Below are 25,512 nucleotides of genomic sequence, written 5' to 3' on the forward strand. Positions count from 1 at the left end.
CCTGCAAATATGACAACAAAGGGAAGTGCGCATCTATTGAATCAATGGAAAGCTTATTTTGTGTTTGTAAAGCCGTATACGAAATGGATTATTGTAACTGTGCTGATCGGGATTCTGAAATTCGGGATTCCATCTTTGCTTCCGCTCATTCTTAAGTATGTAGTAGATGACCTTGTGCTGAATCACAGCTTGACTGTACAGCAGCAGATTCAGCAGCTGATGCTGGTGCTGGGAATTACATTCTTCCTGTTCGTGATCGTCCGGGGACCTGTTGAGTATGCAAGGCAGTATTTCGCCCAGTATATTACGGCCAAAATCCTGTTCGATCTGCGGAATAGACTGTACGAGCACCTTCAGCGCTTGTCGCTGCGTTATTATCAGAACACCAAGGTAGGGGAGATTATATCCCGTTTCATTAACGATGCAGAGCAGACCAAGAATATCGTTGAAGTCGGAATGATGAACGTCTGGCTGGATCTGTTCACTCTTATCTTTGTGCTTGGCTTTATGCTCTATCTGGATCCCGTGTTGACTGTGGTGTCCGTTGCTATTATGCCTCTTTATGCCCTTGCCGTAAAAATACTGTACAAGCGCCTCAAGAAGCTGACCAAGGATCGTTCGGCCGCCCTGGCAGGGATCCAGGCCTATCTACACGAACGAATTCAGGGGATTTCAGTCATTCGAAGCTTTGCCTTGGAAGGATATGACCGCAAGCTGTTCGGAAGAACGAACGGGGCTTTTCTTCAAAAGGGACTCGCACAGAGCCGCTGGAACGCCTGGACTTTCGCCATTATCAACACACTAACTGACATTGCGCCTTTACTGGTTATTGGCTATGGTGGATATCAAGTGATTCAGGGCCATCTGACTTTAGGGACGTTTGTGGCCTTCTTCGGTTACCTTGACCGGCTGTATGCCCCTCTGAAGCGCCTGATCAATTCTTCAACCACGCTAACACAAGCCACGGCTTCCTGGGAACGGGTACATGAATTGTTAAAGGAACCCTATGATATGAAGGACGAGCCCGATTCTGAGATTCTGCAGGCCGATTCCTGCAGTGTATCCCTCAAGAACGTCTGGTTCAAATATCAGGATGCAGGAGGCTGGGTGCTGAGAGATATCAATCTGAGTGTCCAACCTGGGGAGACGATTGCTTTTGTAGGAATGAGCGGCGGAGGCAAATCCTCCCTGGTCGGGCTGATCCCCAGATTCTATGATATCCAGGAGGGGTCAATCACGGTGAATGGACAGGACGTCCGGAACTATACGATGCAGAGTCTGCGAAGTCATGTGGGTATGGTACTCCAGGATAACTTTCTGTTCAGCGGCTCGGTAAGAGATAATATCATCCTGGGCAATCCGGATGGGGATGAGGAGGCAGTTATTGAGGCTGCCAAAGCCGCGAATGCACATGACTTTATTATGAAGCTTCCTCAAGGCTATGATACGGAGGTAGGGGAACGGGGCGTGAAGCTGTCCGGAGGACAAAAGCAGCGGATTGCGATAGCCCGTGTATTTCTGAAAGACCCGCCGATTCTCATTCTGGACGAAGCAACTTCTGCGCTGGACCTCGAGTCTGAGCATCTGATCCAGCAATCCCTGAGAGATCTGTCAACCAATCGAACCACGCTTGTTGTGGCGCACAGGCTGTCTACAATAACCCATGCGGACCGGATCTATGTCATGAAGGATGGGGAGGTTGTCGAGTCAGGTACGCATGAACAGCTGATGGCAGACGAGGGAGTATACGCAGGCCTTTATAGTATTCAGAATCTACAGTAAAAAAGTGCTGTCAACAGAAAGAAAGAGCCTTCATTGCCGCTTTAAAAGGGGCTAATGAGGGCTCTTTACTATTCTAGGCTTAGCTTCTGCCAATTAACAAGGATAATAGCCCTGCTGCAATGAGAGGGCCAACCGGCACTCCCTTGAAGAAGGCAACACCAATTACAGTACCGATTAGCAGGCCGGCAACGACTGTGGGCTGACTGGTCATCAAGGATGCACCCCGGCCGCCAAGATAGGCTACAAGTATGCCGACGGCAATGGCACACAGTGACTTCCAATGGAAGAAGGAGGCCCACAGCATCTGGGGGGACAGCTTACCGCTGGCTACAGGTGACATTACACCGATCGTAAGCACAATGATCCCTGCGGTCAGTCCGTATTTATCCAGCCAGGGAAAGGCCTGATTCAACTTGGTCACCCTTAGTAGCAGCAGTACAATCATGGCTACCGTTATGGGCATATTGCCGCTGATGATTCCGAGCGCCGCCATAAATAACAGAAGAAGTGCCGTAATATCAATCTGGGTCATCATGCTCAGGACTCCGAAAGCGGAGCTCGCGCAATATGTCTGGCAATAAGCTTACCGTGTCCGCGGCCCGACTCGATAAATACTTCATTCGCGTTCCGGCCGGATGCTACGACCCCCGCGATATACAGCCCCGGGATGTTGCTCTCCATCGTCTCGGGATTAAAGACTGGCTTATCCATGTCTTCGGACATTTGGACACCTGCCGAGGCCAACAGCTTACGGTCCGGCCGAAAGCCTGTCAGGGCCAGAACGAAGTCGTTCTCAAGCTCATCCGTTGTTCCCTCTGTGAGCGACTCTATAACGATACGATCAGGAAGAATAGAGACTACACGGGAGGAAGTGCGCATGTGAATACGTTCTTTTTCAAGCATGGCTTCAAAAATAGGTTTGACCCAAGGCTTGATATGGGAGGAAATGCCCTCACCTCTATACACAATCGTAACCTCTGCACCCACACGAAGCAGCTCCATCGCGGCATCTACTGCCGAATTACTGCCTCCGATAATGGCTACTTTCATTCCAGTGTAAGGATGGGCTTCGCGGAAATAGTGAGTTACTTTCTCTGTGTCTTCTCCAGGTATACCGAGAATATTAGGATGGTCGAAATAACCGGAGGACAGGATGACATTACGAGCCGGGTATTCCAATTGGACACCCGATGAGGTCAGGGTTCTGACAATAAAAGTTCCATCCGGCTGACGATCTATGCTGAGAGCTTCTTCATAACAGTTCACACGAAGATTATAGTGCGACGCTACTCTGCGGTAATAAGCCAGGGCCTCATGCCGATAGGGCTTGTCCAGCGTGGTTACGAACGGAATGCCCCCAATCTCAAGCAGCTCTGAAGTACTGAAGAATTGCATATGTGTAGGATATAAATAAATAGAATGAACGATGTTGTACTTCTCGATCACACATACGGACAAGCCTTGAAGCTGGCATTCGATGGCAGCGGACAGCCCGCATGGTCCAGCGCCAATAATAATTACATCTTCCAATGGAAGTCCTCCTTCTAACTCTCTAATGATATGCTTTCTTGACACGGTAGGTACCGGGTACCCTTTGAATTGAAACACTCTAATCCTACAGCAATTGAAACTTAATTTCCACAGTTGACAATTAGCAAGTAATTTGATTAATATCTAATTAGATAATTATCTAATCCAATTGAGGTGAATATAATGCAGCTGGATAAGCTTGTTGCCTATCATAAAGCCTTGGGTGATCCAATGCGGCTCCGCATGTTGATGCTGCTCTCTGAAGGAGAGGCCAGCGGCCAGGAACTTGCTGATCGTCTGAATTTATCACAGCCCACCATTACTCATCATGCCGCCAAGCTTAGGCAGGCCTCATTATTAAATGAGCGCAGGGAGAAGAACACGGTGTACTTCTCGCTCAATCGTTACTTTATTGAGAATCATGCTCTGGCTACTCAGCAATTTATTTTTAAGAAGAAGGAGATCGTGGAAGAAATGGAGGACAAGAATGAGTCACTTAAGGAGTCAGTGCTTCGTAACTTTTTTACCAAAGACGGGCACATGAAACAGATTCCGGCGCAGCTTAAGAAGAAGCTGATTGTACTGGAATATATGGTCTCGAAGCTTGCTCCCGGACACAAATATGGAGAGCGCGAGATTAACGAATTCATCAAACCTATACACGAGGATTACGCTACACTTCGGCGCGAGCTGATCATGCACCAATTCATGTATAGGGAGAATGAGGAGTATGAGCTTAATCCGCGGGAAATGTGGACCGATTGGAGAGCCCTGAAATGAAGAAAAAAATTTTGCGAAAATTGCATAAAGTTAGCGATTAACCATATGCAAAAAATAAATTTCAGGATACAATAATAATGTAAGCGCTTCCTGACAAAGATGAATAACAGGGAGGTATCCATTATGTTGTTCTGGAAAAATAAACGTAACCACACGAATCGTGCCGCCATACATGTAACACTTGAAGATGTAAGAAGAGCCGTGCTCAAGTATGAGGATGAGATGCCGGCACCCATCAACCGGATGTCGCTCTTGCAAAGCGATGGGACGATAGATCTGTCCAGACTTAGCCGGTATCTTGGCGGTGTACCCGAACAGAAATTTTATCTCTCCCGCGAGACGTACGAGATTTTTCCTGAAGAGGAACGTCACATCCCATACTTTCTGGATCTCGTACAGAACGCCGTGGACGACTATGTGAATGAAACAGGAAAGATGCCGGTGATTCAAGGTTCTCCGGAGTTTGAGGTGGATTTCAAAGTGCTGATGAATGAGCATTTTCTGAACGAGCTACCGACTATTCCTCTATATGTAACCGAGCAGGAGCTGATGCTGACCCACCGCCCTGAAAGAGCAGGGATGAATGGCATGCAGCAGGACTCCTCAGTTATGATCCTTGAATTGTAATCCTAGGCATTGGAATTCAGAGCACAGAACAGGGCGCCCGCAAGCAGATGAATCTGCTGCGGGCGCCCTGTTCTATGTGCTTATCTCAGCCTACTACCGCTTAATGGGCAGCCAGGCCAGAACGTCTTGGATACGTGCATCCCAGTACTCCCAGTCATGGTCTCCCGGGCCTTCCTCGTAAATATAATCCATACCCGAATTGCTTAAGGCATCTCTAAAGGCTAGATTATCTTCATAAAGGAAATCTTCAGTACCGCAGCATTGGTACAGCTTCGGTTTGGCTCCATCTGCCGAACTGGTGTGCTCCAGCAGATGGAACAAGTCGTCCTGAGTACCGCGGATATCTTTGTTCCCGAAGATTTGGGCATACAGCTCTGGATGGCGATCCTTCATCGTCTTCACATCCACAGCTCCGGACAAGCTTGCTGCGGCTGCAAAGTGCTCCGGGTGACTGAGGGCGAGCTTGAAGGCGCCATAGCCGCCCATAGACAGGCCTGCGGTAAAGTTATCCTCTCTTGCGCTGGATAATGGGAAGAAGGAACGAGCGATCCGCGGCAGTTCCTCGCTAATAAAGGTCCAGTAGGCTCCGCCGCTAACCATATTTGTATAGAAGCTGTGGAATACCTGGGGCATCACAACTGCTATTTTGTATTTTGCTACATAGCGTTCAATAGAGGTCTGTCTTGTCCATGCGCTATCATCATCAGATAGACCATGAAGGAGATATAAAGTAGGGTATGGCGCTGTACATTTCCCGGAATCAGGGAGTTCAGGATCTGGCAGAATTACGGTCATTGAGGTGTTAAGTCCAAGGACTTCCGAGTAGAATCTGCATTGAATAAGTGCCATGTGTTAGCATCCCCTTGAATTAATTTTGTGAAAAAATTATGAAAGACTGTGAAAAACTATAAAAAAGTTTTAGTATATAAAGAATAATCAATTCTATTATAAACCGGGGCTTAACAAATCGCTACGCTCGCAATTATAGAGGTGAGGGGGTTCATGGTGGAAGAGAGATTGATAGAGGAAATGAATTTGAACGCATGGCCCGCCCTGCACACCGTGGTGTATGACGGATGGCTGCTGCGGTTCACAGAGGGCTATTCCAAACGCTCTAATTCTGTGACTCCACTGTACCCCTCTAAATTGAAGGATTTGTCTGTCAAGATCCATGAATGTGAAACCATCTATGAGCAGAATGGACTTAATCCCGTATTTAAGATCACGTCGTTTGACAGCAGTAAAGGGCTGGATTCCGCGCTGGAACAACAGGGATACAAGTCTGTAGATACTACACTTGTGATGACCAGGGGACTCGGTGACCCTGAACTTGAGAGCCATTTACCGGAAGCCCTACATGGCCAGGTTACAGTGGATTCCAAGGTCAGCCATGACTGGCTGGCGCGTTTGTGCCAATTGGGAGGTCTAAAGCCGGAGTACAAGGATACAGCCCTCCGTATGCTTATGGCTAGCCCGCTGAAACAGGGATTTTTCACTTTATATGATGCGGGTGAGCCGGTGGCATGTGGCATTTGTGTGATTCAAGCGGGTTATATGGGCATTTATGATATTGTGACTGATCCATCCAGAAGAAGGAGAGGATTTGGTCTCAGCTTGCTGTTACATATGTTGGTATGGGGAAGAACGAGCGGGGCTCTGCATGCGTACCTGTTAGTTGTCGAATCCAATCACGCGGCCAGAAATCTGTACAGCAAACTAAATTTTAACCGGCTGTATCATTATTGGTATCGAGTTAAGCAGAACGGGTAATGACGGCAATAAGTCTCCCATGCACGTGAGGGAAAAGAGACAGAGGTGAGCGAAGTGGAATTTTCGTGGAGAAAAAATCTTTATGTTCTCTGGAGCGGTGTATTCTTTTGCAGTATGGCATATTCAATGGTGATTCCATTTCTATCCTTGTTCATCAGCCATGATTTGGGGGTAAGCACGAATGTCACCTTGTGGTCCGGACTGACCTTTGGGATTACCTTTCTGGCTGGGGCCTTAATTGCCCCATACTGGGGATCACTCTCAGATAAATACGGACGTAAGCCGATGCTGCTGCGTTCGGGATTCTGTCTGTGTGGTGTCTATATTCTGACTTCATTAGTCCAAGATCCGTATCAGCTGCTCGGAGTCCGCATACTATCAGGTCTGCTGGCCGGGTATGTGCCCTCAGCTATTGCACTTGTAGCAACCAACACCCCCGAGAGAAATGTTGGCTATTCCCTTGGAATCATGTCAACGGCAGGAGCCGCAGGAAGTATTGTCGGGCCGATGATCGGAGGGGTTCTGAGCAAGTATATTGGTTACCGGGAATGCTTTCTGGCCGCAGGGGGCGTAGTATTGATCTCTGCACTGATCGCCTTGTTTTTCGTAAAAGAAGAGAACTTTCATCGGGATCAAGCCAGATCCCATGTACTGGATGATTTCAAGGAGGCAATCGCGAATCGTCCGTTGATCCGGCATCTGACTGTAGTGCTGATCGTGACCACCTCGGTGATGGTGCTCGAACCTCTTTTGACGCTTTATGTTGTAGATTTGGGCGCTTCGATGGGGGATGCTTCCCTAAGCTCAGGAATTATCTTCTCGGCTGTAGGTATTGCAACGGTCATTGCTGCGCCAATATGGGGCAAGATAGGCCAGCGAATCGGATACCAGAATACGCTGATTATTGGATTGGTCGGCGGAGGACTTGGTAACCTACTGCAGCTGGTCTTCCACAATTTATACGGGTTCGGAATTCTGAGATTCATGTATGGCTTGTTCTTCGCCGCGGTGTATCCATCCCTGAACGCCTTAATTGTCAAGGCAACCGCGCCGGAATTTAGAGGGCGGGCGTTCAGCTTGAACCAGTCTGCCAATCAGCTTGGAGGCATGGCCGGTCCGATTGCAGGAGGGGCTGCGGCCGGGTTTATTCCCATCTCCTTCGTCTTTGTCCTTAACGGACTACTGCTTTTGATTACAGCCTGGGTACTAAAGCTTAACCCTTTGAGAAGAAGGATGCTCAGGGAGCAAACGGCTACCAAATCCTAGCGTTTCCATCACATTGAACTCAATTCAAGTTATCAAGGAACCACCTCTGTAAGTGACAGCCACGGCTCTTGGCTGCCTGCATAGGCTGGTTTCTTTTTTTGTTTTAGAAGGAGATTTTGGGCGTTTCTTCAGCCTGCGTTCAGCGTTTATTAAGCTAAGATTAGTACACTATCTCTAGTGACAGAGCTGCAGAAGAGAGGAGAAATACAACATGGCAAAAAAAGATAAATGGCGCAAATGGAAAGCGAGCGCGGCAGGTATTCTCGCAGCGGGTCTGGCATTACAGTGGCTGAAAATGACGCCAGCTTTTGAAACCGCACACCAGCAGGTAGCTGCTCTGGATAGCGCAAGTGGAACTGTAGATCAGACGAACAGCACCGATTCAGATCGTGCGATAAATGATTGGCAAAATAATATGGATGAGAGTCAATTCCAGCCTCAGGATGGACACCCAGGTCATCACAGGGATTTTCAATCTTGGGAGAGCGGAGACGGCTCTTACGACGGCTCGAATAGCAGTTCTGTCAGCGGCTCGATGGATAGCTCGAATAACGGCTCCAATGGCAGCTCTAGAGACATCTCGAATGGAAGCTCTGAGGGAAACTCGAATGACGGGTTCTCTGACCAGGCACCTTCTTCATCCTTCCAGACCCGGTCAGGTGGATCATGAGTACGCTCCGAACCGAATCACCTGCGTGGACAACAGAGTTTAGGGCAATGAATACCAGAGTAGAAGTTCATTTATCGGTATCGGAGCTTAGTCAGTTCAAGACCTACGCCCTAAGAGTACAGAATTGGTTTGAGGTTCAGGAAAGACGATTCAGCCGGTTTATTTCTACGAGCGAGCTTTGTAACTTGAACGCGTCATCTGGTTGGGTAAATGTATCCCCTGCCATGTCGGAGGTGCTGAGTTTGGCGCGGCAGTTCACTCGACTTAGCGAAGGTGCCTTTAAACCTGCGATTCTGCCCGAGCTGGAATGGCTGGGATATGATCGCACTTTTGAAGAGCTTGAGACGCATCAGAGCAGGAAGAGAAACGGAGAATCTTCGGTTGAAGCTATCCCCTCCAGGAGATGGTTATTCGATCCGGTGACCCGTATGTTCAGAAGAGATCCGGGGACAACCCTTGACCTTGGCGGCATCGTAAAGAGTTGGTGTGTGCAGGAGATCAGCAAGTGGCTTCGAGCACAGTCAGATATAGAAGCGTTCTGCATTAATGCAGGCGGGGACTTGACCGTCTGGAATCGCCATGCATCCGGGAAGCGGTGGACCATTCAAATCGAAGACCCCTTTGAGCCCCAAAGGGACATCGTCGGCTTGGAGCTGCATAGCGGCGCAGCAGCCACTTCAAGCCGTACCAAGAGAAAGTGGGTTGGCCCAAATGGAGTGGAGGTTCATCATTTGATCGATCCACGAACCGGATCATCAGCTGAGGGGAATATTGTACAATGCACCGTACTGGGCAGCCATCTTCCTGAATGTGAAGTCATCTCGAAGAGCATGTGCATTCTTGGTGAAATCGAAGGACTAGCCTGGCTAACGCGTCAAAATCTTACCCATACCCTGATATGGGTGGACGAGGAGTTCCGGATCCATTACCGCGGGCCTAAAGATCAGCTAGAACCTATTACAGCTAAGCTAAAACTGGATTTCGTACATGATATTCAAATTTAATACAAGATCAGATAAGGAGGAGTCACGATGTCGGATTGGTTAATGAGCCTTCCCATATGGGAGGCTATAAGGGTATCAGGGATTGTGTCATATTTGCTTCTGTTCTCAGGAATGATGCTCGGCATCCTGCATGGAATGCCGTCTTTTGCGGGCAAGACCAAAGCCGTACTCTATAAATGGCATACCCGCTCGACCTGGGCAGGGTTTCTCATAGGAATTACACACGGAATGATCATTTATGTTGATCAGTACAGTCCTTTCACCTGGAAGGAAATCTGGATTCCGTTCACCACTCCCACTCATCCGGTCGCATACGGTGTAGGGACTCTCGCGGTATATGGTATGCTGATACTGCTGTTGACCAGTGATCTAAGAAATAAGATTAAAAAACCGCTTTGGTACGCGGTTCATCTGCTCTCTTATCCCATATTCTTCATGGCCTTGTTCCACGGTATATTCACAGGCAGTGATACGGGAACCGCAGCAGCCAAGCTGATGTATGCACTGACGGGAATAGGCTTGATAGGTATGACAGTCTACCGTATGACCTTGAAGGGGAACCGCACAGGACACGTGAAATTGTCGAAATAGAGGGCTTTTCATCTAATCCTACCGTAGCGTTTAAAATTAAATAAAAAGGTTAAATTACAAGTAACCGGGTCAGAGGAAAGAAGTTCCTTTACCCGGTTTAACTAACTCTTTGGAGGTGGGCATGATGGCTATTGACCGTTTTATTCTAAGAAAACTGGAGAAGTGTGATCATGAACTAGTCCGTCGTAATCTGCTGACGTTATTCCTTATTCGAGTCGAGAAAGCATGGCATGAGGAAGAGGTCCAGAGAACAGCGGGTTAAACCAGCTCTCCATGGACCTCAGTCTTGCCTTATGTGTGATTCCTTAATATCAATTCTCACAAGTATTAATATAAAGAGAGAGCTAAGGAATCAAATTCGCTCTTGCTATGAAGAATCGCTTCTGAGCCTTCAATTTCAATGCTGATCAATGACGTGAGACATTTCTTAAGTGCTCTCTTACCGGTTGTGAACTTCTTCTCAAGCGCGCTTGTCAAAAGTTTAATAGTTCGTTGGATGGGCTGTTTGCTTTCTGCTGCAAAGTAAACAGGAACCGTGTTGTTCTGGAATTTAATCAGGATTCTCAACTTAATCACCTCTATACAGTGGTTTCATAATATAATACTAAAACACAATTATTAAAATAAGCTTAAAAAAACCTTATAACTTCCTAAATAAATAAATGGATGAGAGGCACTTGCTGTCTCTTTTTGCTGTTTACCCTTAAAAGATAGTGCTGACACTCATCCTCTTAAATTTAGATACGTATAGGAGATATTAAAAGTAACAGCCTTAGTTGAAACTAAGATAAATTACCCATTTTTATGGGCATTTTGTAACAAATAAAGTAAGAGCAGCAAGCCTCTAGTGGTCAACAGTGATATGATTATAGATATAGATCCTTTTTAATAGAGATTGAATCGAAAGGCTGGGTAGCATTCGTGATTGTAACCGTATGTAAAGGCAGAGATCAGGCAGAGTGGTTCGACATTGAGTTCTCTCCTGAGACTAAAGCCTTGGACCTGCTTAGACTGCTTATACAGGAAGTCGCATATCAACCCTTAATAGATGAAGAGAAAGTTAGATATATTCTTGAAGGCAGGCTGCCGGAGGGTCCATGGTTCCCTATTCCGAATTCGAGCGAAGCCCGAAATAGCGGACTAATGGAGGGGGCTTTTGTCAGAATACAGCGCACATATAGCACCATTGATGAAGGAATATGAAACTAGTAATTTGGAGCTAGGAGGAGTTCGGTGAGTATTCTCTATCAAAGATCACCTAGAATGAAAAAGTCAATTGAGTCTGCTCAGATAGAAATGTTGAAGCCGCCAGAAGGGCCTTCTAGACCCGTGTTCTCGCCTTTGTTGTTTGTATGGCCATCACTGCTAACCGTAATCACAGTAGGGGTTATCATATACTTAAATATTACTGCAGACAAGCTGGGTTCGCATTTTACGATGTATGAAGGAATTGCCCTCATTGTGGTGCTCCTAACGTATACGCTGCCCTTTGCGATGTACTGGGCTAGGAACAGAGATTTTGATCAGAAGCAAAAGGAAAGGGAACTCAAATATAGCACAATCCTTGATAAATATAAGGAAGAATTCGAGACAAAAGCTTCCCAGCAGAGGGAACTGCTTCTCTCCGTACACCGGCATCCTGAATTGGCCGTGGACATTGTCTCCGAGCGATCCGCAGCCTTATGGGAGAGATCCGCAGGAGATGCGGACTTCCTGGAGGTCAGAGCAGGTACAGGAAGCGTACCTTTTCATGTGGAGATTAAGGCACCTAGAAAGAATGAATTTGTAGATGACCCGCTGGTTGATCAGGCTATTGGGATGCAAGAAAGATATCAATATGTGCCTGATTGTCCTGTTACCCTTCCTTTAATAGAAGGCGGAATTATTGGCCTTGTTGGAAATGGGGAGGAAGTTCGCAGCCTGGTTCGCGCTTTGATTGCGCAAGTTACTATTAACCATTCACCCGATGAGGTGAAACTTGCTGCATTTATAGGGGAGACCGAGCGGGAGCATTGGGACTGGATGCGCTATTTTCCACATTTATGGAATGAAGGGAAGGATCGCAGGTTCATAGCTGCCAATCCGATTCAGATCCGGGAACTCGCTGAGTGGCTGTATCAGCAGCTTGGTCCGCGAATTGCAAGACAGGAGAGATCTTATGGCCAGGTCCAAAAGGTGGATCAGCCTTATTATATTACACTTCTGACTCAAGATCGGCTGATTGAGGACGAAGCGCTATATGCGTTGTTAATGAACCAGGAGGAAGGCCTGAATGCTTCTGTACTGGTCCTGGCGGACTCCACAGAGAATTTGCCGAGACAATGCAAGCTTATTGTAGAGTGTAAAGGAACGAATGCGGCGTACATTTTCAGAAAAGAAGATGGAGTGGCGGTAACCCAGCAGATGACGGTGGACCGCATATCTCTTCAGCAAATGGATTCATTAGCCCGAAGAATGGCGCCGATTGAGCTGAAGAAGTCTTCAGCTGGGGAAATTCCTTCAGCCTTAACCCTTCTTGAACTGCTGGGAATTAAGCAACTCTCGGATTATGACATTGCTGCATCATGGGAACGGAATCGCTTTCCGCAGATGCTACCGGTACCTTTAGGCGTAAAGGCCGGCGGCAAAACGATGCATTTACAGCTTCATGACAAGATAGAGCGTCAGGGTCATGGTCCACATGGTCTTATAGCGGGCACGACGGGATCAGGTAAAAGTGAACTGCTCCAATCCTTGGTTGGAAGTGTGGCGATGGAATATCATCCGCATGATGTCAACTTCCTGCTTATTGACTACAAGGGTGGAGGCATGTCGAATGTATTGGAGGCATTCCCCCATGTCGTGGGTTCTCTGACGAATTTGGACAAACAAATGATTCATCGCGCAAAAGTATCACTTCGGGCCGAGCTTGTGCGGAGGCAGCAGATTCTCAAGGATGCTGGAAATCTCCAGCATATCGACGAATATTATCTGCTCCAGACAGGTGAACCTCTGCCGCATTTAATTGTAATGATTGATGAGTTCGCAGAGCTGAAACGGGATCATCCGGATTTCATGGATGAGTTAATCAGTATAGCTGCAATTGGCAGAACACTGGGTTTACATTTGATTCTGGCGACCCAGAAGCCATCCGGTGTAGTCGATGACAAGATCTGGAGCAATGCCAGGTTCCGGATCTGCCTCCGGGTTCAGGAGGAAAGCGACAGCAGGGACATGCTTAAAGTGCCGGATGCCGCATGGATTACCAAATCAGGACGCGGGTATTTCCAGGTCGGCAGCGGGGAAGTATTCGAGCAGCTTCAATTCGCCTGGAGCAGTGCTCCATATTTGGTTGAAGGGAAAGCCCCGGCTGAGATCTTCAAGCTCGGACTAAGTGGGGAACGAGTACCTTTAGTCTTGAATGAGTCTTTGCCGGTGTCATCAGCCCACCATACCTCTAAGCAGTTGCAAGAGGTGATCAGGTCTGTACAGCAGACAGCAGAGAATTTGGGAATTACTCCACTAGTGGGGCCATGGCTTCCTCCTCTGCCAGAGCAAATTGGGCCTCTGGAAATTTATGATGAGGTTGAGAACAAAGAAGGATTGTCAGCCGTAGTTGGATTGGCTGATGATATTACCGGGCAGCAGCAGCTTCCACTACAAATAGAACTGGATGATGGACATCTACTTATCTATGGGATGCCTGGTTCAGGGAAAACCACCTTCATTCAAACCTTAATTATGTCTTTGGCTAAGCGCTATTCTCCTGAGTCTTGGGTAGGGTACGTGGTGGATATGGGAAGAACGATGAAGGAATTCGCTAGCCTTCCACATATCGGCAATGTCATCACGCCTGAGGACCAAGATCGCGTGTCCCGGTTATTTCGGTATCTGCTGCTTACATCAAATGAACGAAGACAGCAATTCGTACAAGCTGGCGTGAAGACTGCGGCGGAATACCGCAGATCTGTGAATCCACAACTACCGGAAATTGTAGTCGTCATCGATGATTATTATCTGTTCAAAGGTTCATTTCCTGCTGAAAATGAAAAGCTGGATCTCATTCTGCGCGAGGGTGCAGCAGCCGGGATACGTGTGATCCTTAGCGCGAATCGTGTTGGAGATATTCTGGAGAAGCTGCGCAGCAGTATACCAAGATGCATAGCCTTCCAGATTGCTGATCCGGGAGATTATTACTATATGGGCTTACGCGCAGCTGGCGGAGCAGATATACAACAGCCACCTGGACGGGGGCATGTCAAATGGGAGTCCCGTGTATTGGAATTCCAGGGCTCACTTCCTTCGCCGGGTGAGAATGAGATCGAGAGAGCAGAACTGCTGCGTTATCAGATATTTGAGCTGGATCGAAGCTGGAGAGGCCCGCGTCCTGAACCTATTCGTGAACTGCCGGTCGCATTGACTCTGGATGAAGTGGTTCAGGAGTGTGTCCACAGCGGAATTCGAGCTCCGCTTGGAATCAGAGTCGAGGATCTTAAGCCTTTCGGGGCAGATCTGGAATTAGGACCCCACTTTCTTGTAGGAGCACCTATGGAGGCGGGAAAGACTTTATTTCTGACAAGCTGGCTCTTGTCACTTGCCTGGAATTATCCACCGGAGCAGCTTGAGATCTACACGGTAGATAACCGTCACTCCACAAATGAGCTGGCTGGACTGCAAGGGATTCCTCATATTAAAGGCAACTGCTTTGGAGACAAGGGACTTGCCGAAATGGTTGACAAGCTCTTTGATCATCAAGGGGATGTCTCCGATTCAGTGGGAATGTCTTATTCGCCAAGAGCCACCAAGCTGCTGATGATTGATGATGCGGATTTACTTGCCCGTCAAATGCAGGATTTCACGCTTAAAGACAAACTTACAGGTCTCATAAGGAAATCGAGAGAACTGGGTGTTCATGTCATAATCTCAGGTGTGCCGTCTGACTTTCCAACCTTTGGAGTGGATTGGTTCACCGAGATCCGAAACTGCCAAAGCGGATTTCTGCTGGGAAGCCGGGATGCGAATGACCTGAGTTTTTTCCGGATTCCGATGTCAGAGACCCAAGCGGGTAATGGCGAGCTGCCCGTTCTGCCGCCAGGGCAGGGTTATTATGTAAGACGTAAGTACGATAAAATTAAAGCAGCTCTGCCATTTACCAATATCGAAGCGAAAGAGGAATGGATCAATAAGATTGGGGAAAAGTGGAAGGTGTTAGTCGGAGAGGAGGTGGGCTAAATGGTGACGGCAAATGCCTCACAAAATGCAGCAGTAATCACTCTGGAAACTAAGGAACTGTTCTTTCTTGCCGGCATTCTGGGCTCGGATCGTCTGCTCGGGATCGACGACCCATTCCGTGGATATTTATCAGAGGAAATTGCCGAGGAATGGGAAAGTGCCAAGAATTCTTTGCTTAGCAAGGGATATTTAACCCAAGTGAACAATGGGGTCGAGCTGGAGATGTCACCCCAAGTGTTCTCGCAGGTGGCTATTGCGGGTCTGGCTGAACGTGCATGCTGGGTGAGATACACGAATGATGAAGAGAGCTTTGAGGGTTATCTGCATGTAACAGATGAGAAAGTCGTTGAGGTTAGGAAGAATGCTGATTCTTCCCCTGAATATCAATTGCTTGAGATCGGTAATGTGAGACAGGCTAGCGAGGTTTTGGTGAACCGAATGAAATGGAATCCCAAGTCCCCGGAGAATATGCCAGCTCTGCTATTATCCCGCAAACAATTTAACGAGCTATATGAGAATAGCGGACAATTGAGCGTGGATGAGATCAGCACAGAGCTTGCAGAATCCACAGATGATCATGAGGGCGCATTGGCCCTGGCCAGGAGCATCAAAACAAGGATATCCGACGGAGAGCTTCAGTTGTCTGTATGGAGCGGAACGGACTGGGAGACCCAGGGTGCGGCTTTTATCGTAAATGAATCTATGAATTGGTTAATTCGCATGAGCACAAAAGATGATGAAGACTGGTTGATTGCTACCCCGACGACAAGAGAGCAATTTCACACAATGCTGCTGCTGTGGTTGGAGAGACCTTCTGAAGCAGAGGAAAGGTGATAATGATGCGTATAAGAATGGAACCCGAGCAAATGCGGACGCTGAGTAAAAATCTCCAGCAATCTGCAGAACAGCTGCGCCAAATGGCGGCTGGCCTTAATCAGCTGCTGCACTCACTGATTCAGGAGAGCGGTCCTCTCGGATCTGTTACAGAACAATGGCAGCAAGCCCATCGTTTGTCTGAGCAGCTTCATACCGAGCTTCACCGGATTGGCCGGTTTGTTGAGACAAAGGCAGATGCCTTTCAAGGTCTTGAGCATGAGCCTGCAGCTTACACAAAAGGAACACCAATTGCAGCAGTTGGAACCGCAGCCGCTCTATATGCCGGTCTTCTGGCAGTGCGAAATCCAGTTATTTTACCCGGAAGTTATAAAATGCATGGGGTAATCTCCAACCCGGAATCTGCGGTCCAGGCTGTGAGGAACGAGAAGAACTCGGGACCAAGGCAGAAGTGGGAAATGCATACACCTGGTTCCAATGTTCTTGGCCTTAGAGCTGCGGACAAGCTGCGTTCCAAGGAAATTCAGCAGCAGACCAGTGTTGACAATATGGGAGCCGAAGCAGATGAGCATGAGCTTCTGCAGGTAGCAGTGAACAACCCGCCTGCATGGAAGTTTACTAATCCTTCTGCAGTCGTGCATCGTCCATTGAAGCTTCGCAGAATCAGAGTGATTCCAGGCGGCAAGAAGCCGGCGGGAATGCGGCATTTAGATAAGCTGTTTAACAAGCAGAAATCCTCTGAATGAGACATCATTCTAGATTAAGAAAGAATCTACATTTTATAGACAGGGAGGAAGACACAAATGGCAGGACGTATAACGATCAGCCCGGAACATGTGGAGCAAATTGCCAAGCAGTTTAAGCAAAGCAGTGAGGAAAGCAGACAAATTGTGTCTAACTTAACGAATGCAGTCCAGGGAATGGAGAATGAATGGGAAGGTGTTACCAAACAACGTTTCATTAAGGAGTTCCAGGAGGCTGACAAGCAAATGCAGTCTTTTGTACAGATTCTGGATTCCATCAGCCAAGAATTATTATCACTTTCTCAGAAGTTTCGGTCCATTGATCAAAGCCATAGTTAATTCAGAATTATTCATATTTGTGGAAGAAAGAGGGAGTATTGATGTCATTTCAGCCTAACCCGGGGGATGAGGTCTATATTAGCCAAACGAAATATCTGGTCGGACAGCATCCAGCAGCGCCGGGTATGGCCTATGCTCAGGCCGGAAGGCAGGGCACGGTGTATAAGCTGATCCCTGAACACGGGGGTGAGGACGAGGCTAAGGCACTGAAGATCTTTTACCCTAAATACAGGAATCCTGCTCTGGTCTATCAGTCTGAGAATATGGAAGTCTTCAGCACGCTGCCAGGCCTTAAAGTATGCTCCCGACTCGTGATTACGCCGGAGACGAACGGAGCGCTAATCGCGCAGTATCCGGATATGCTGTATGCGGTGCTTATGCCATGGGTGAACGGTTCAACCTGGATGGATGTGCTTGCTCACCGTGATCAACTGACTGCCCAAGAGAGTTGGGAACTGGCTAGAGGGCTTGCAGCCGTTGGCTCTGCGATGGAGCAGAAAGGGCTGGCTCATTGTGATTTGTCTTCTCCAAATGTTCTGCTGCCCGCATGGCGTATCCCAGAACACGCGGAGGAAGACAGTTCGGCGATTGAGTTGGTGGATGTGGAGCAGCTGTATAGTCCAAGACTCGATCCTCCAGATGTTAACTTTACCGGATCTCCTGGCTATGCCTCGGGGCAGCCGGTGCATCGAAGCACTGGCGGACCTTGGCACGCTTATGCAGATCGATTCGCCGGAGCTGTCATTCTCGCTGAGATGCTGTGTTGGTCTGATCCCCGTATTCTGGATGAGGCGTGGGGAGAGAGCTATTTCGATCCCGAAGAGATGCAGACCCGTAGTGCCAGATACGACCATATGGTCCAAAGTCTTGAATCCCGGTGGGGAAAAGCTGCCGCCGAATTATTTGTTCGGGCGTGGCAGAGCGATGATGTCCGCAACTGTCCTACCTTTGGAGAATGGCTGGTCGTGATTTCGATGATTACCCCTAAATCTCCGATTAAGGCAGCTGGTCCGGATCTTGTTAAGTCTACTCCTGTGATCCCGACTGCAGCAGCGGAAGATCAGCAGTCAATTGAAATTCCTGAATTTCGGACTGTTCATGACTTGGTCGAATGGGCGAGAAAGCAAGAAGAAGATGGAAATAAAGAATTGGCGCTGGAAGGATACAGAAAGGCGCTTGCTGACTCTCCTTCCGGGGGAGATTTGTATACAGAGCTTACTGCAGCTGTCCAGGGCTTAACTACTGTTCAAGCGGCGCGTCTAGAAGAGGAGCCTCTCGCGGCTAAAGCCTTATCCAGGCATCTATTTTCAAAACGTAAAATAGGGTTATATGCTGGAGCAGTTCTTCTCGTCTTACTGATCGGAACAGGGCTTCTCTATGCTTTGCCTGAGAATTCGAAGTCCGGGGATTCTGCTATCGTTCAACACGTAGAACCGGTCAAGCAGCCTGTGGCTGCAGCACCGTCGAAGACAACGCCTGTTCAAAGTCCGGTTAAAGCTCCAGCAGTCAAGCAGGACCAGCTGGCTGAACAAGCCAAAGCTGAGGCAGCAGCCAAAGCCGCCAAGCTTGAAGCGGAGCGCAAAAAGCAGGAAGAAGCTAAGCGGCGGGAAGAAGCCAAGAAGCAGGCAGAGCTGGAGAAACAAAAGGAAGCACAATTAAAGTATGACCGGCAGATGCAATACGAGAAGTACCTGGTGTGGAAACAAGAACGAGATGAACGATTGGCTGCGGAGGCTGCCGCCCAACAAAAGGCTGAAGCGGCCCGTAAAGCCGAGCTTGAAAAGCAGAAACGCGAAAATGCAGAAAAAGCACGAATTCTGGCGGCCAAGCGGGAGCAGCAGGTGATTAAACTAAATGCTTCTTTTAACCAGGCGTATAATGCGCTGAAAACAGGCAGTGTTACCACCGCCAATGCTTACGCCTGGCAGTTCCTGGATATATACAGCCAAGATTCCGGCTTTTTCAGTAAAAATACGAAATTGGCTAAGCGAGCAGCAAGTCTCAAAAAGTTTTTGGCTAAGAGTAGCGCCGGGCTGCCCGATATCTAGAACAGGATTGATATGGAGCAATTAAAGGAGATAAATGCTGAATGAAGTACACAGTTCAGGCCTCGCAACGGACACCGGCTCTGATTATATATTTAATTGATATTAGTGCTTCCATGAATTTGCTGATGGAAGGGCGCAGACGAATTGATATTGTATACGATGCTCTATCGCTGGCGGTAAGACAGATGGTATTCAGATCGACCAAGGGGAACCGATTGACACCCCGCTACCGGATTGCTTTGTTGGCCTACAGCGACGAGGTTTATGATTTGCTTGGGGGAGTCAAGGGAATTGATGAGATTGCTCTCATGGGGAAACTGCCCGACCTGACACCAAAAAGATTCTCGGACTCCGCCAAAGCCTTTGCCCAAGCGGAGAAAATTCTAAAGGCCGAGCTGCCTGAAATGCAGGACTGCCCGGCTCCTCTGATCTGTCACATGACTGATGGGGTTACTACGGGCGAGGACCCGGAGCCCATCGTGAAACGAATTATGTCAATGGGCGTTGAGGATGGGAATGTTCTGGTGGAGAATATATTTATTTCAGATCATGTGCTTGATGAGCCCATCCATGAGCCTCGAAGATGGAAGGGAATTGACAGGGGAACCGTTCTGAAGGAAGGGGCTGGACTTAAGCTTCGCGAAATGTCTTCGGTACTCCCCGAGAGTTACAGGGAGATGCTTGCGGAGGCCGATTATCAGCTTGCCCCCGGTGCCTTAATGCTGCTTCCCGGAAATTGTACGGAGCTTGTCTCCATAGGCTTCCAGATGTCAGCCGCGACACCGGTAAGATGAGGCAGACGAGTTGAGAAATAAATTTACGCGCACATTGCCGTCCAGTTTTGAGTGGACAAGTCACCAGAATGAAGTCTATCCCCTTGCGGAGAAGCTTACCAGCCGGTTCACCTGTCGGTATACATACAGCCCTTCGGATGAAACCTTGGAATCAGGGGAGGCCAGTCAGGATTACTTGGCAGTGGCGATCGAGGGCTATTCCTGCAGATTTGTTATCTGTGATGGCGTGTCTCTGTCCTATCGCGGAGATTTCGCGGCCAGGTTCCTAGGAAGCCGTATATTCGGCTGGTTAGGTCAACCCAGGGAATTAACCAAGGAAGGTTTTGAACAGTTTCTTTATGAACTGGTTCCAGAAGCTTCAGAGGCAGCTGACAAGCTCGAAATCCCCTCTGATGTGCCGCTTCTCTTGAGAGAAGTTCTGGAGGAGAAACGCTCCCGCGGGGCAGAGAGTATGTATTTGTGCGGGAGAATTGAGCTTCCGGAAGCCGGACGATCACGAGGAAGCTTGTGGCTGGCTTGGCAGGGAGACTGCCGGTTGAGAAGATGGGTGGATAACAGAGAGGTGACAATAGAGCCTGGTTCTTTTGTTACCAAAGAGCGGTGGTCGGGCCGCCAGGGATTCATTGGAGGTTCTCCCCATGTGTATACGAAAGAATTTCTGAAGGCAGACGAGAATCACCGCCTTATGATCTACACGGATGGATTTAAACGGTTGGATGGCTGCATCGAGCCATCAGCGATCAATGTTATATTGAACCAAGTCCTTATAAAACAAGCGGGAAAAGCGCATTTGGAAGATGACGCCTCTTGGCTTGAGCTAGCTTGGACAACGTGAATCAACAACGCCAAATAAACCTGGCGTTGTTTTTTTATTTAGAAATAAATGACTTTTTGATTAAATAGTATCACTTTGTGGGTAATCTTGTGACAGAAGCATAATGCTAACTAAGTCAAATCCTATAAATAGAGAGAAGGAGTGTAAAATCATGCCCAATAATCAGACCAATCGACAACGTTTTCAGGGAAAAACAGCTATAGTAACAGGTGCGGGCTCTGGAATTGGGAAAGCAGCAGCAATTCGGCTTGCTCAAGAAGGGGCGAAGGTGGCTCTATTTGATCTACAAAATGATCGCACAAGGTCGACTGAGCATGAAATCAATAATATATTCCGTGGTGTCTCCCGTTCATTTGATGTGGATGTCTCAGATCCGGAGCGCATGGAGAAGGCGGTTCAAGAGGCTGCTTCCTACTTTGGAGGTATTGACATTGTTTTTGCCAATGCGGGTATTAACGGTGTGCTGGCGCCTATTGAAGAAATGAGCTTTGAGGACTGGGAAAGAACGCTGCGCATTAACCTGAACGGTACCTTCTTGACCGTGAGGTATACGCTCCCTTATTTGAAAGAAAAAGGGGAGGGAAGCATCATTATTACGAGTTCCATCAACGGAAGTGACCGGTTTGCAGGGTTCGGGATGTCAGCATACAGTACAACCAAAGCGGGACAAGTTGGTTTTGCGAAGATGGCAGCACTCGAACTGGCCAAATTCAAGATCAGAGTGAATGTGATCTGCCCTGGTGCTATAGCCACCAATATTGATCAGACCTCTGAGCCGAGTGATGAATTGAAAGAAATTGTGATCCCCGTCGAATATCCTGAAGGAAGTCAGCCGCTGGCTGATGGACCGGGTCAACCGGAGGATGTAGCTGACCTGGTTGCTTTCCTGGCCTCGTCAGAATCGAAGCATATTACAGGAGCAAGAATCGTTATTGATGGAGCAGAATCATTACTGTAACCTAAATTTGGAGAGGAGCTGTGGGGCTGCATGTTCACCTGGCTGGCTGAACAGAGAATAACAGAAGCAATTGACAGGGGGGAGCTCGAGGATCTTCCAGGTAAAGGTGAGCCTTTACAAATGGAAGATCTGTCCCATATCCCTGAAGATCTTCGTATTGCGTATAAAGTGATGAAGAATGCAGGTTATGTCCCTGAAGAGTTAACCCTGAGAGGCGAGTGCCTGCAGCTGGAGGATTTGCTGCAGGCCTGCAATGACCCAGGCGAGAAGCAGCGTCTATACAAGCAGTTAAATGAGAAGACCGTTAGACTGCGGATGATGATTGCAGAGCGGCGTTTGACTGAGAACACAGCTTTTCAACAATATGAGCCGGCTATAAGCGGAAGGTTCGAATAATTTACGTCTCATAAATGAGGAGGTCACTGGTTATGCCTTTGGGCACGACTAGAGGCCTCTTTTTATGTATGGTTTTGACAGAGAATTAACCTCCATTTATGATTAGGTCACAGTTAAAGCCTCTGGGCCAGATAGAATCGCAAGGAGAAGTGTTATACATGAGCTTGCCCATAGATGAGATTATTCCTGATTTGAAAGACACATTAAATAAGAGCAATTGTGCCGTATTACTGGCAGAGCCTGGAGCAGGAAAGACAACTCGCACCCCGCTTGCTTTATTAGAGGAGCCCTGGCTGAATGGACTGGGCATTGTCATGCTGGAGCCACGCCGATTGGCAGCCAGATCTGCGGCAGCCTTCATGGCTGCGCAGCTCGGAGAGGAAGTCGGTGCAACAGTTGGCTATAAAATTCGGATGGACAGCAGAACTAGCGCTAGAACACGAATTACAGTGGTCACCGAAGGCATTCTTACACGGATGCTTCAGACAGATCCTGCGCTTGATGGAACCGGACTGGTTATATTCGATGAATATCATGAACGAAATCTTCAGGCGGATCTAGGTCTCGCTCTCTCCCTGCAGAGTCAGGCGATTCTTAGAGAGGACCTTCGTATATTGATCATGTCAGCCACCCTGGCTGCTGATCCGGTCTCCCGCCTGATGAACGATGCAGCTGTACTGCAAAGCCAGGGGAGAACGTTCCCGGTAGAAACTATATATTTAACGGAGCCGAGCCGTCAGCCGCTTGAATCCTTAATGACGGGAACCATTCGTTTAGCCTTATCCAGACATGAAGGTGGAATTCTGGCTTTTTTACCAGGAGTTCGTGAGATACGCCGGGTTCAGATGAGCCTGCTTCAGGAACTCCCGCCCCATGTAGAGGTTGTTCCCCTCTATGGAAGCATGCCGCAACAGGAACAGCTTGATGCAATCCGGGCACCACATCCAGGACACCGCAAAATTGTGCTGGCTACTTCAATAGCTGAATCCAGTTTGACGGTAGAGGGAGTCCGGGTTGTTATTGACTGCGGACTCAGGCGGACACAGCAGTTCTCTGCTCGAACGGGTATGGGCAGGCTGGTTACCATGCGGGCCGCCAGGGACTCGGCTGACCAGCGCAGAGGGCGGGCGGGACGAACAGCTCCGGGCGTATGTTACCGGCTGTGGACCGAGCAAGAGGACCGTCAGCTGCCTGAACGGACTTCTCCCGAGATCCTGGAGGCAGATCTTTCGGGGCTTGCTCTTGAACTTGCTGTATGGGGGGTGAAGGAGCCAGCTGAGCTGCAGTGGCTGGATGTGCCACGGGCTTCTTCCTTCCTTCAAGCCCAGCGTCTGCTCATTCAGCTTCAAGCCTTGGACTCGGGCGGAAGTATTACAGCACACGGTCAGCAGATGGCCGAACTTGGCCTCCATCCTAGACTTTCTCATATGATCCTGGAGGCTTCCCGATTGGGAGCGGGCAAGCTGGCCTGCTTGCTGGCCGTACTCCTCGAGGAAAGGGACATCTTTCCTAGGTATACCTCAGGAGGCATGAATAATGACCTGCGGGCAAGGCTTGAAGTCATGACCAAGGCTTCCTTAGTAGGAGCGGGCCGAACCGACCTGCGCGGAGCACTCGGATCTGATGTGGAACGGCTTCTGATCCAGAGCAGACAGTGGAGCTCAAGACTTCCTGATGCTGGCTGTGAACAAAAGGACCCAACGATAGAAGCTGCTGATCTGCTGTGCGGCTTAATGGTTTCCTTTGCTTTTCCGGACCGGATTGGCCAGCGTAGACAAGATGGGCGTTACCTGCTGCGCAGCGGCCGTGGAGCGGAGATGCCTAGTGGCGAACAACTGTCTCAGGAGAAATATATTGTCGCCGCGGAAGTAGATGATGAAGGTACAGAAGCAAGGATTATACTTGCTGCTCCGCTTACGGAGAGCCAGCTTGAGCTGCATTACAGAAAGGAAATGAACGAAGAGGTTGAGATTAAATGGGACGAAGGTACAGGAACCGTCAGAGCCAGGAGCATGCTCAAGCTAGGATCCATTGTGATTAAGGAGACAGCCAATATAAAGCCCACTCAAGAACAAATTCAGACGGCTCTATTGAGGACAATCCAAGATGGTGGAATTCATCTGCTTCCCTGGGATGTGAAATCTAGGCAGCTTCAAGCGAGAATTCAGTTCATGCGGGAGTATTGCGGCAAGGATTGGCCGGATGTATCGGATCAGGCGCTTATGCAGAATGCAGGGCCGTGGCTGTCTCCTTATCTTGATGGATTCAAGAAGAAGTCTGACTTTAGATCATTGAAGCTGTATCAAATTCTGGAGAATCTCCTGAACTGGAGTCAGAAGCAGGAGCTGGAACAGCAAGCTCCAACTCATATCATGGTCCCAAGCGGTTCCAGAATTGCTGTGAACTATGAAGGTCCCGGTGCTCCCTATGTCTCCGTCAGGCTTCAGGAGTTATTCGGTCTACTGGATACGCCGCGGCTAGCTCATGGACATGCAGGGATTACGTTGCATATTCTGTCCCCGGCTTCCCGGCCGGTCCAGGTAACTTCTGATTTGCGCAGCTTTTGGACGAACACTTACTTTGACGTGAAAAAAGATCTGAAAGGCCGCTATCCCAAGCACTACTGGCCTGATAACCCGCTCGAAGCCACGGCAACGAAGCGGGTTCGCCCGCCTGTTGATCGCAAATAAGGGTAGTTCCTATGGTTAATTGCTTCCTGATCGGGGTAATGATGGAGGGAACAGTTAAATCAAAGGAGGCAATTGACATGGCTAAAAAAATAGTGGGTGTATTTGATACGGACCGAGAAGCAACCGCAGCGATTGAATCTCTTCAGAATCAGGGATTCCGGGCAGATGAGATCTCGGTCATTACTAAGAACCGCGATGATCAGGCTGCTATCTCGGAGGAGACGGGTTCCAAAGCACCGGAGGGCGTGGCTACAGGAGCCGCAACAGGAGGTGTTGTTGGCGGTGTAACAGGACTGCTGGCAGGACTTGGACTTCTTGCGATTCCAGGCGTTGGTCCTATTCTTGCAGCGGGTCCAATTGCAGCCACACTTACAGGAGCCGCAGTCGGCGCTGGCGCAGGCGGTCTGGTAGGCGGATTGATCGGCCTTGGAATTCCTGAGGATGAAGCGAACGAATACGGAGATTATGTGAATAATGGGAAAATCCTTGTCCTGGTTGATGAGGATGAGCGCACGTCTACAGTATATGATACATTCCGGACTAACCGCTCTTTGAATGCGTCCCGTTATTCAGATACGAATCCTAGACTCTAATCTGACTACACGAATAATCCGGATTAACCGGTACTCATAACAAGCAAAAAG

General features: G+C 48.6%; 25 protein-coding genes. 21 read left to right on the forward strand and 4 right to left on the reverse strand.

The annotated features are described in order from the left end of the window. Positions 1–36 precede the first annotated feature (36 nt). Positions 37–1,782: an ABC transporter ATP-binding protein gene (locus tag EJP77_RS13400; RefSeq protein ID WP_127199757.1), complete on the forward strand. Its 1,746-nt coding sequence runs from the start codon at positions 37–39 to the stop codon at positions 1,780–1,782. Positions 1,783–1,861: 79 nt separating this feature from the next. Here the strand turns inward: EJP77_RS13400 and EJP77_RS13405 are convergent, their stop codons facing one another. Both EJP77_RS13405 and EJP77_RS13410 read right to left on the reverse strand, forming a co-directional pair. Continuing rightward, positions 1,862–2,314 carry a DUF441 domain-containing protein gene (locus tag EJP77_RS13405; protein ID WP_425464249.1) on the reverse strand — a complete coding sequence of 151 codons (453 nt, stop codon included), beginning with the start codon at positions 2,312–2,314 and terminating at the stop codon, positions 1,862–1,864. Positions 2,315–2,319: 5 nt separating this feature from the next. After that, positions 2,320–3,312 (reverse strand): YpdA family putative bacillithiol disulfide reductase, encoded by a 993-nt coding sequence (locus tag EJP77_RS13410; RefSeq protein ID WP_127199758.1) that lies wholly within the window; start codon positions 3,310–3,312, stop codon positions 2,320–2,322. 183 nt (positions 3,313–3,495) lie between these two features. Here EJP77_RS13410 and EJP77_RS13415 point away from each other — a divergent pair, with 183 nt between their 5' ends. Both EJP77_RS13415 and EJP77_RS13420 read left to right on the forward strand, forming a co-directional pair. Continuing rightward, positions 3,496–4,092: a DUF2087 domain-containing protein gene (locus EJP77_RS13415; protein ID WP_127199759.1), complete on the forward strand. Its 597-nt coding sequence runs from the start codon at positions 3,496–3,498 to the stop codon at positions 4,090–4,092. A gap of 123 nt (positions 4,093–4,215) precedes the next feature. After that, the gene (locus EJP77_RS13420) at positions 4,216–4,719 is read left to right on the forward strand and encodes a DUF3939 domain-containing protein (RefSeq protein WP_127199760.1); all 504 of its coding nucleotides are present in this window, start codon (positions 4,216–4,218) and stop codon (positions 4,717–4,719) included. 93 nt (positions 4,720–4,812) lie between these two features. Here the strand turns inward: EJP77_RS13420 and EJP77_RS13425 are convergent, their stop codons facing one another. Further along, complete coding sequence (locus tag EJP77_RS13425; protein WP_127199761.1) at positions 4,813–5,568, reverse strand: alpha/beta hydrolase; 756 nt, start codon at positions 5,566–5,568, stop codon at positions 4,813–4,815. A 153-nt stretch (positions 5,569–5,721) separates the two neighbouring features. On the opposite strand from EJP77_RS13425, the gene EJP77_RS13430 reads away from it, so the two are divergent. From EJP77_RS13430 to EJP77_RS20695, 6 genes are all read left to right on the forward strand, one after another. After that, positions 5,722–6,489: a GNAT family N-acetyltransferase gene (locus EJP77_RS13430; protein ID WP_127199762.1), complete on the forward strand. Its 768-nt coding sequence runs from the start codon at positions 5,722–5,724 to the stop codon at positions 6,487–6,489. 54 nt (positions 6,490–6,543) lie between these two features. Next, positions 6,544–7,755, forward strand: coding sequence for an MFS transporter (locus EJP77_RS13435; protein ID WP_127199763.1), 1,212 nt, complete (start codon positions 6,544–6,546; stop codon positions 7,753–7,755). Between the two features lie 211 nt (positions 7,756–7,966). After that, positions 7,967–8,425, forward strand: a complete 459-nt coding sequence (locus tag EJP77_RS13440; protein WP_127199764.1) for a hypothetical protein — start codon at positions 7,967–7,969, stop codon at positions 8,423–8,425. Positions 8,426–8,472: 47 nt separating this feature from the next. Next, positions 8,473–9,429 (forward strand): FAD:protein FMN transferase, encoded by a 957-nt coding sequence (locus EJP77_RS13445; RefSeq protein ID WP_185897342.1) that lies wholly within the window; start codon positions 8,473–8,475, stop codon positions 9,427–9,429. Positions 9,430–9,456: 27 nt separating this feature from the next. Then, positions 9,457–10,020, forward strand: a complete 564-nt coding sequence (locus tag EJP77_RS13450; protein WP_127199766.1) for a ferric reductase-like transmembrane domain-containing protein — start codon at positions 9,457–9,459, stop codon at positions 10,018–10,020. 121 nt (positions 10,021–10,141) lie between these two features. After that, complete coding sequence (locus EJP77_RS20695) at positions 10,142–10,282, forward strand: hypothetical protein (RefSeq protein ID WP_185897352.1); 141 nt, start codon at positions 10,142–10,144, stop codon at positions 10,280–10,282. 65 nt (positions 10,283–10,347) lie between these two features. Here the strand turns inward: EJP77_RS20695 and EJP77_RS20915 are convergent, their stop codons facing one another. Beyond that, complete coding sequence (locus EJP77_RS20915; protein WP_127199767.1) at positions 10,348–10,587, reverse strand: hypothetical protein; 240 nt, start codon at positions 10,585–10,587, stop codon at positions 10,348–10,350. A 354-nt stretch (positions 10,588–10,941) separates the two neighbouring features. Here EJP77_RS20915 and EJP77_RS13460 point away from each other — a divergent pair, with 354 nt between their 5' ends. The 12 genes from EJP77_RS13460 to EJP77_RS13515 all read left to right on the forward strand — a co-directional run bounded on the left by EJP77_RS13460 (position 10,942) and on the right by EJP77_RS13515 (position 25,461). Beyond that, entirely contained in the window at positions 10,942–11,223 is a 282-nt protein-coding gene (locus tag EJP77_RS13460) for a hypothetical protein (protein ID WP_127199768.1), read from the forward strand. A gap of 30 nt (positions 11,224–11,253) precedes the next feature. Beyond that, positions 11,254–15,231: a type VII secretion protein EssC gene (essC, locus tag EJP77_RS13465; RefSeq protein WP_127199769.1), complete on the forward strand. Its 3,978-nt coding sequence runs from the start codon at positions 11,254–11,256 to the stop codon at positions 15,229–15,231. After that, on the forward strand, positions 15,232–16,065 hold the full coding sequence (locus EJP77_RS13470) for a hypothetical protein (RefSeq protein ID WP_127199770.1): 834 nt from the start codon (positions 15,232–15,234) through the stop codon (positions 16,063–16,065). Between the two features lie 2 nt (positions 16,066–16,067). After that, complete coding sequence (locus EJP77_RS13475; protein ID WP_127199771.1) at positions 16,068–16,811, forward strand: WXG100 family type VII secretion target; 744 nt, start codon at positions 16,068–16,070, stop codon at positions 16,809–16,811. Positions 16,812–16,868: 57 nt separating this feature from the next. Further along, the gene (locus EJP77_RS13480; RefSeq protein ID WP_127199772.1) at positions 16,869–17,147 is read left to right on the forward strand and encodes a WXG100 family type VII secretion target; all 279 of its coding nucleotides are present in this window, start codon (positions 16,869–16,871) and stop codon (positions 17,145–17,147) included. Positions 17,148–17,188: 41 nt separating this feature from the next. Beyond that, the gene (locus EJP77_RS13485; RefSeq protein WP_127199773.1) at positions 17,189–19,195 is read left to right on the forward strand and encodes a protein kinase family protein; all 2,007 of its coding nucleotides are present in this window, start codon (positions 17,189–17,191) and stop codon (positions 19,193–19,195) included. Between the two features lie 41 nt (positions 19,196–19,236). Beyond that, complete coding sequence (locus tag EJP77_RS13490; protein WP_127199774.1) at positions 19,237–19,989, forward strand: vWA domain-containing protein; 753 nt, start codon at positions 19,237–19,239, stop codon at positions 19,987–19,989. A 10-nt stretch (positions 19,990–19,999) separates the two neighbouring features. Next, positions 20,000–20,824, forward strand: a complete 825-nt coding sequence (locus EJP77_RS13495) for a hypothetical protein (RefSeq protein WP_127199775.1) — start codon at positions 20,000–20,002, stop codon at positions 20,822–20,824. Between the two features lie 151 nt (positions 20,825–20,975). Continuing rightward, entirely contained in the window at positions 20,976–21,782 is an 807-nt protein-coding gene (locus tag EJP77_RS13500) for an SDR family oxidoreductase (protein WP_127199776.1), read from the forward strand. Between the two features lie 30 nt (positions 21,783–21,812). Further along, on the forward strand, positions 21,813–22,178 hold the full coding sequence (locus tag EJP77_RS13505; protein WP_127199777.1) for a DnaJ family domain-containing protein: 366 nt from the start codon (positions 21,813–21,815) through the stop codon (positions 22,176–22,178). 158 nt (positions 22,179–22,336) lie between these two features. Continuing rightward, positions 22,337–24,868, forward strand: a complete 2,532-nt coding sequence (hrpB, locus tag EJP77_RS13510) for an ATP-dependent helicase HrpB (protein ID WP_127199778.1) — start codon at positions 22,337–22,339, stop codon at positions 24,866–24,868. Positions 24,869–24,945: 77 nt separating this feature from the next. Then, complete coding sequence (locus EJP77_RS13515; protein WP_127199779.1) at positions 24,946–25,461, forward strand: general stress protein; 516 nt, start codon at positions 24,946–24,948, stop codon at positions 25,459–25,461. The last annotated feature ends 51 nt before the right edge of the window (positions 25,462–25,512 follow it).

The organism is Paenibacillus zeisoli, assembly GCF_003994465.1.
GTDB lineage: Bacteria > Bacillota > Bacilli > Paenibacillales > Paenibacillaceae > Fontibacillus > Fontibacillus zeisoli.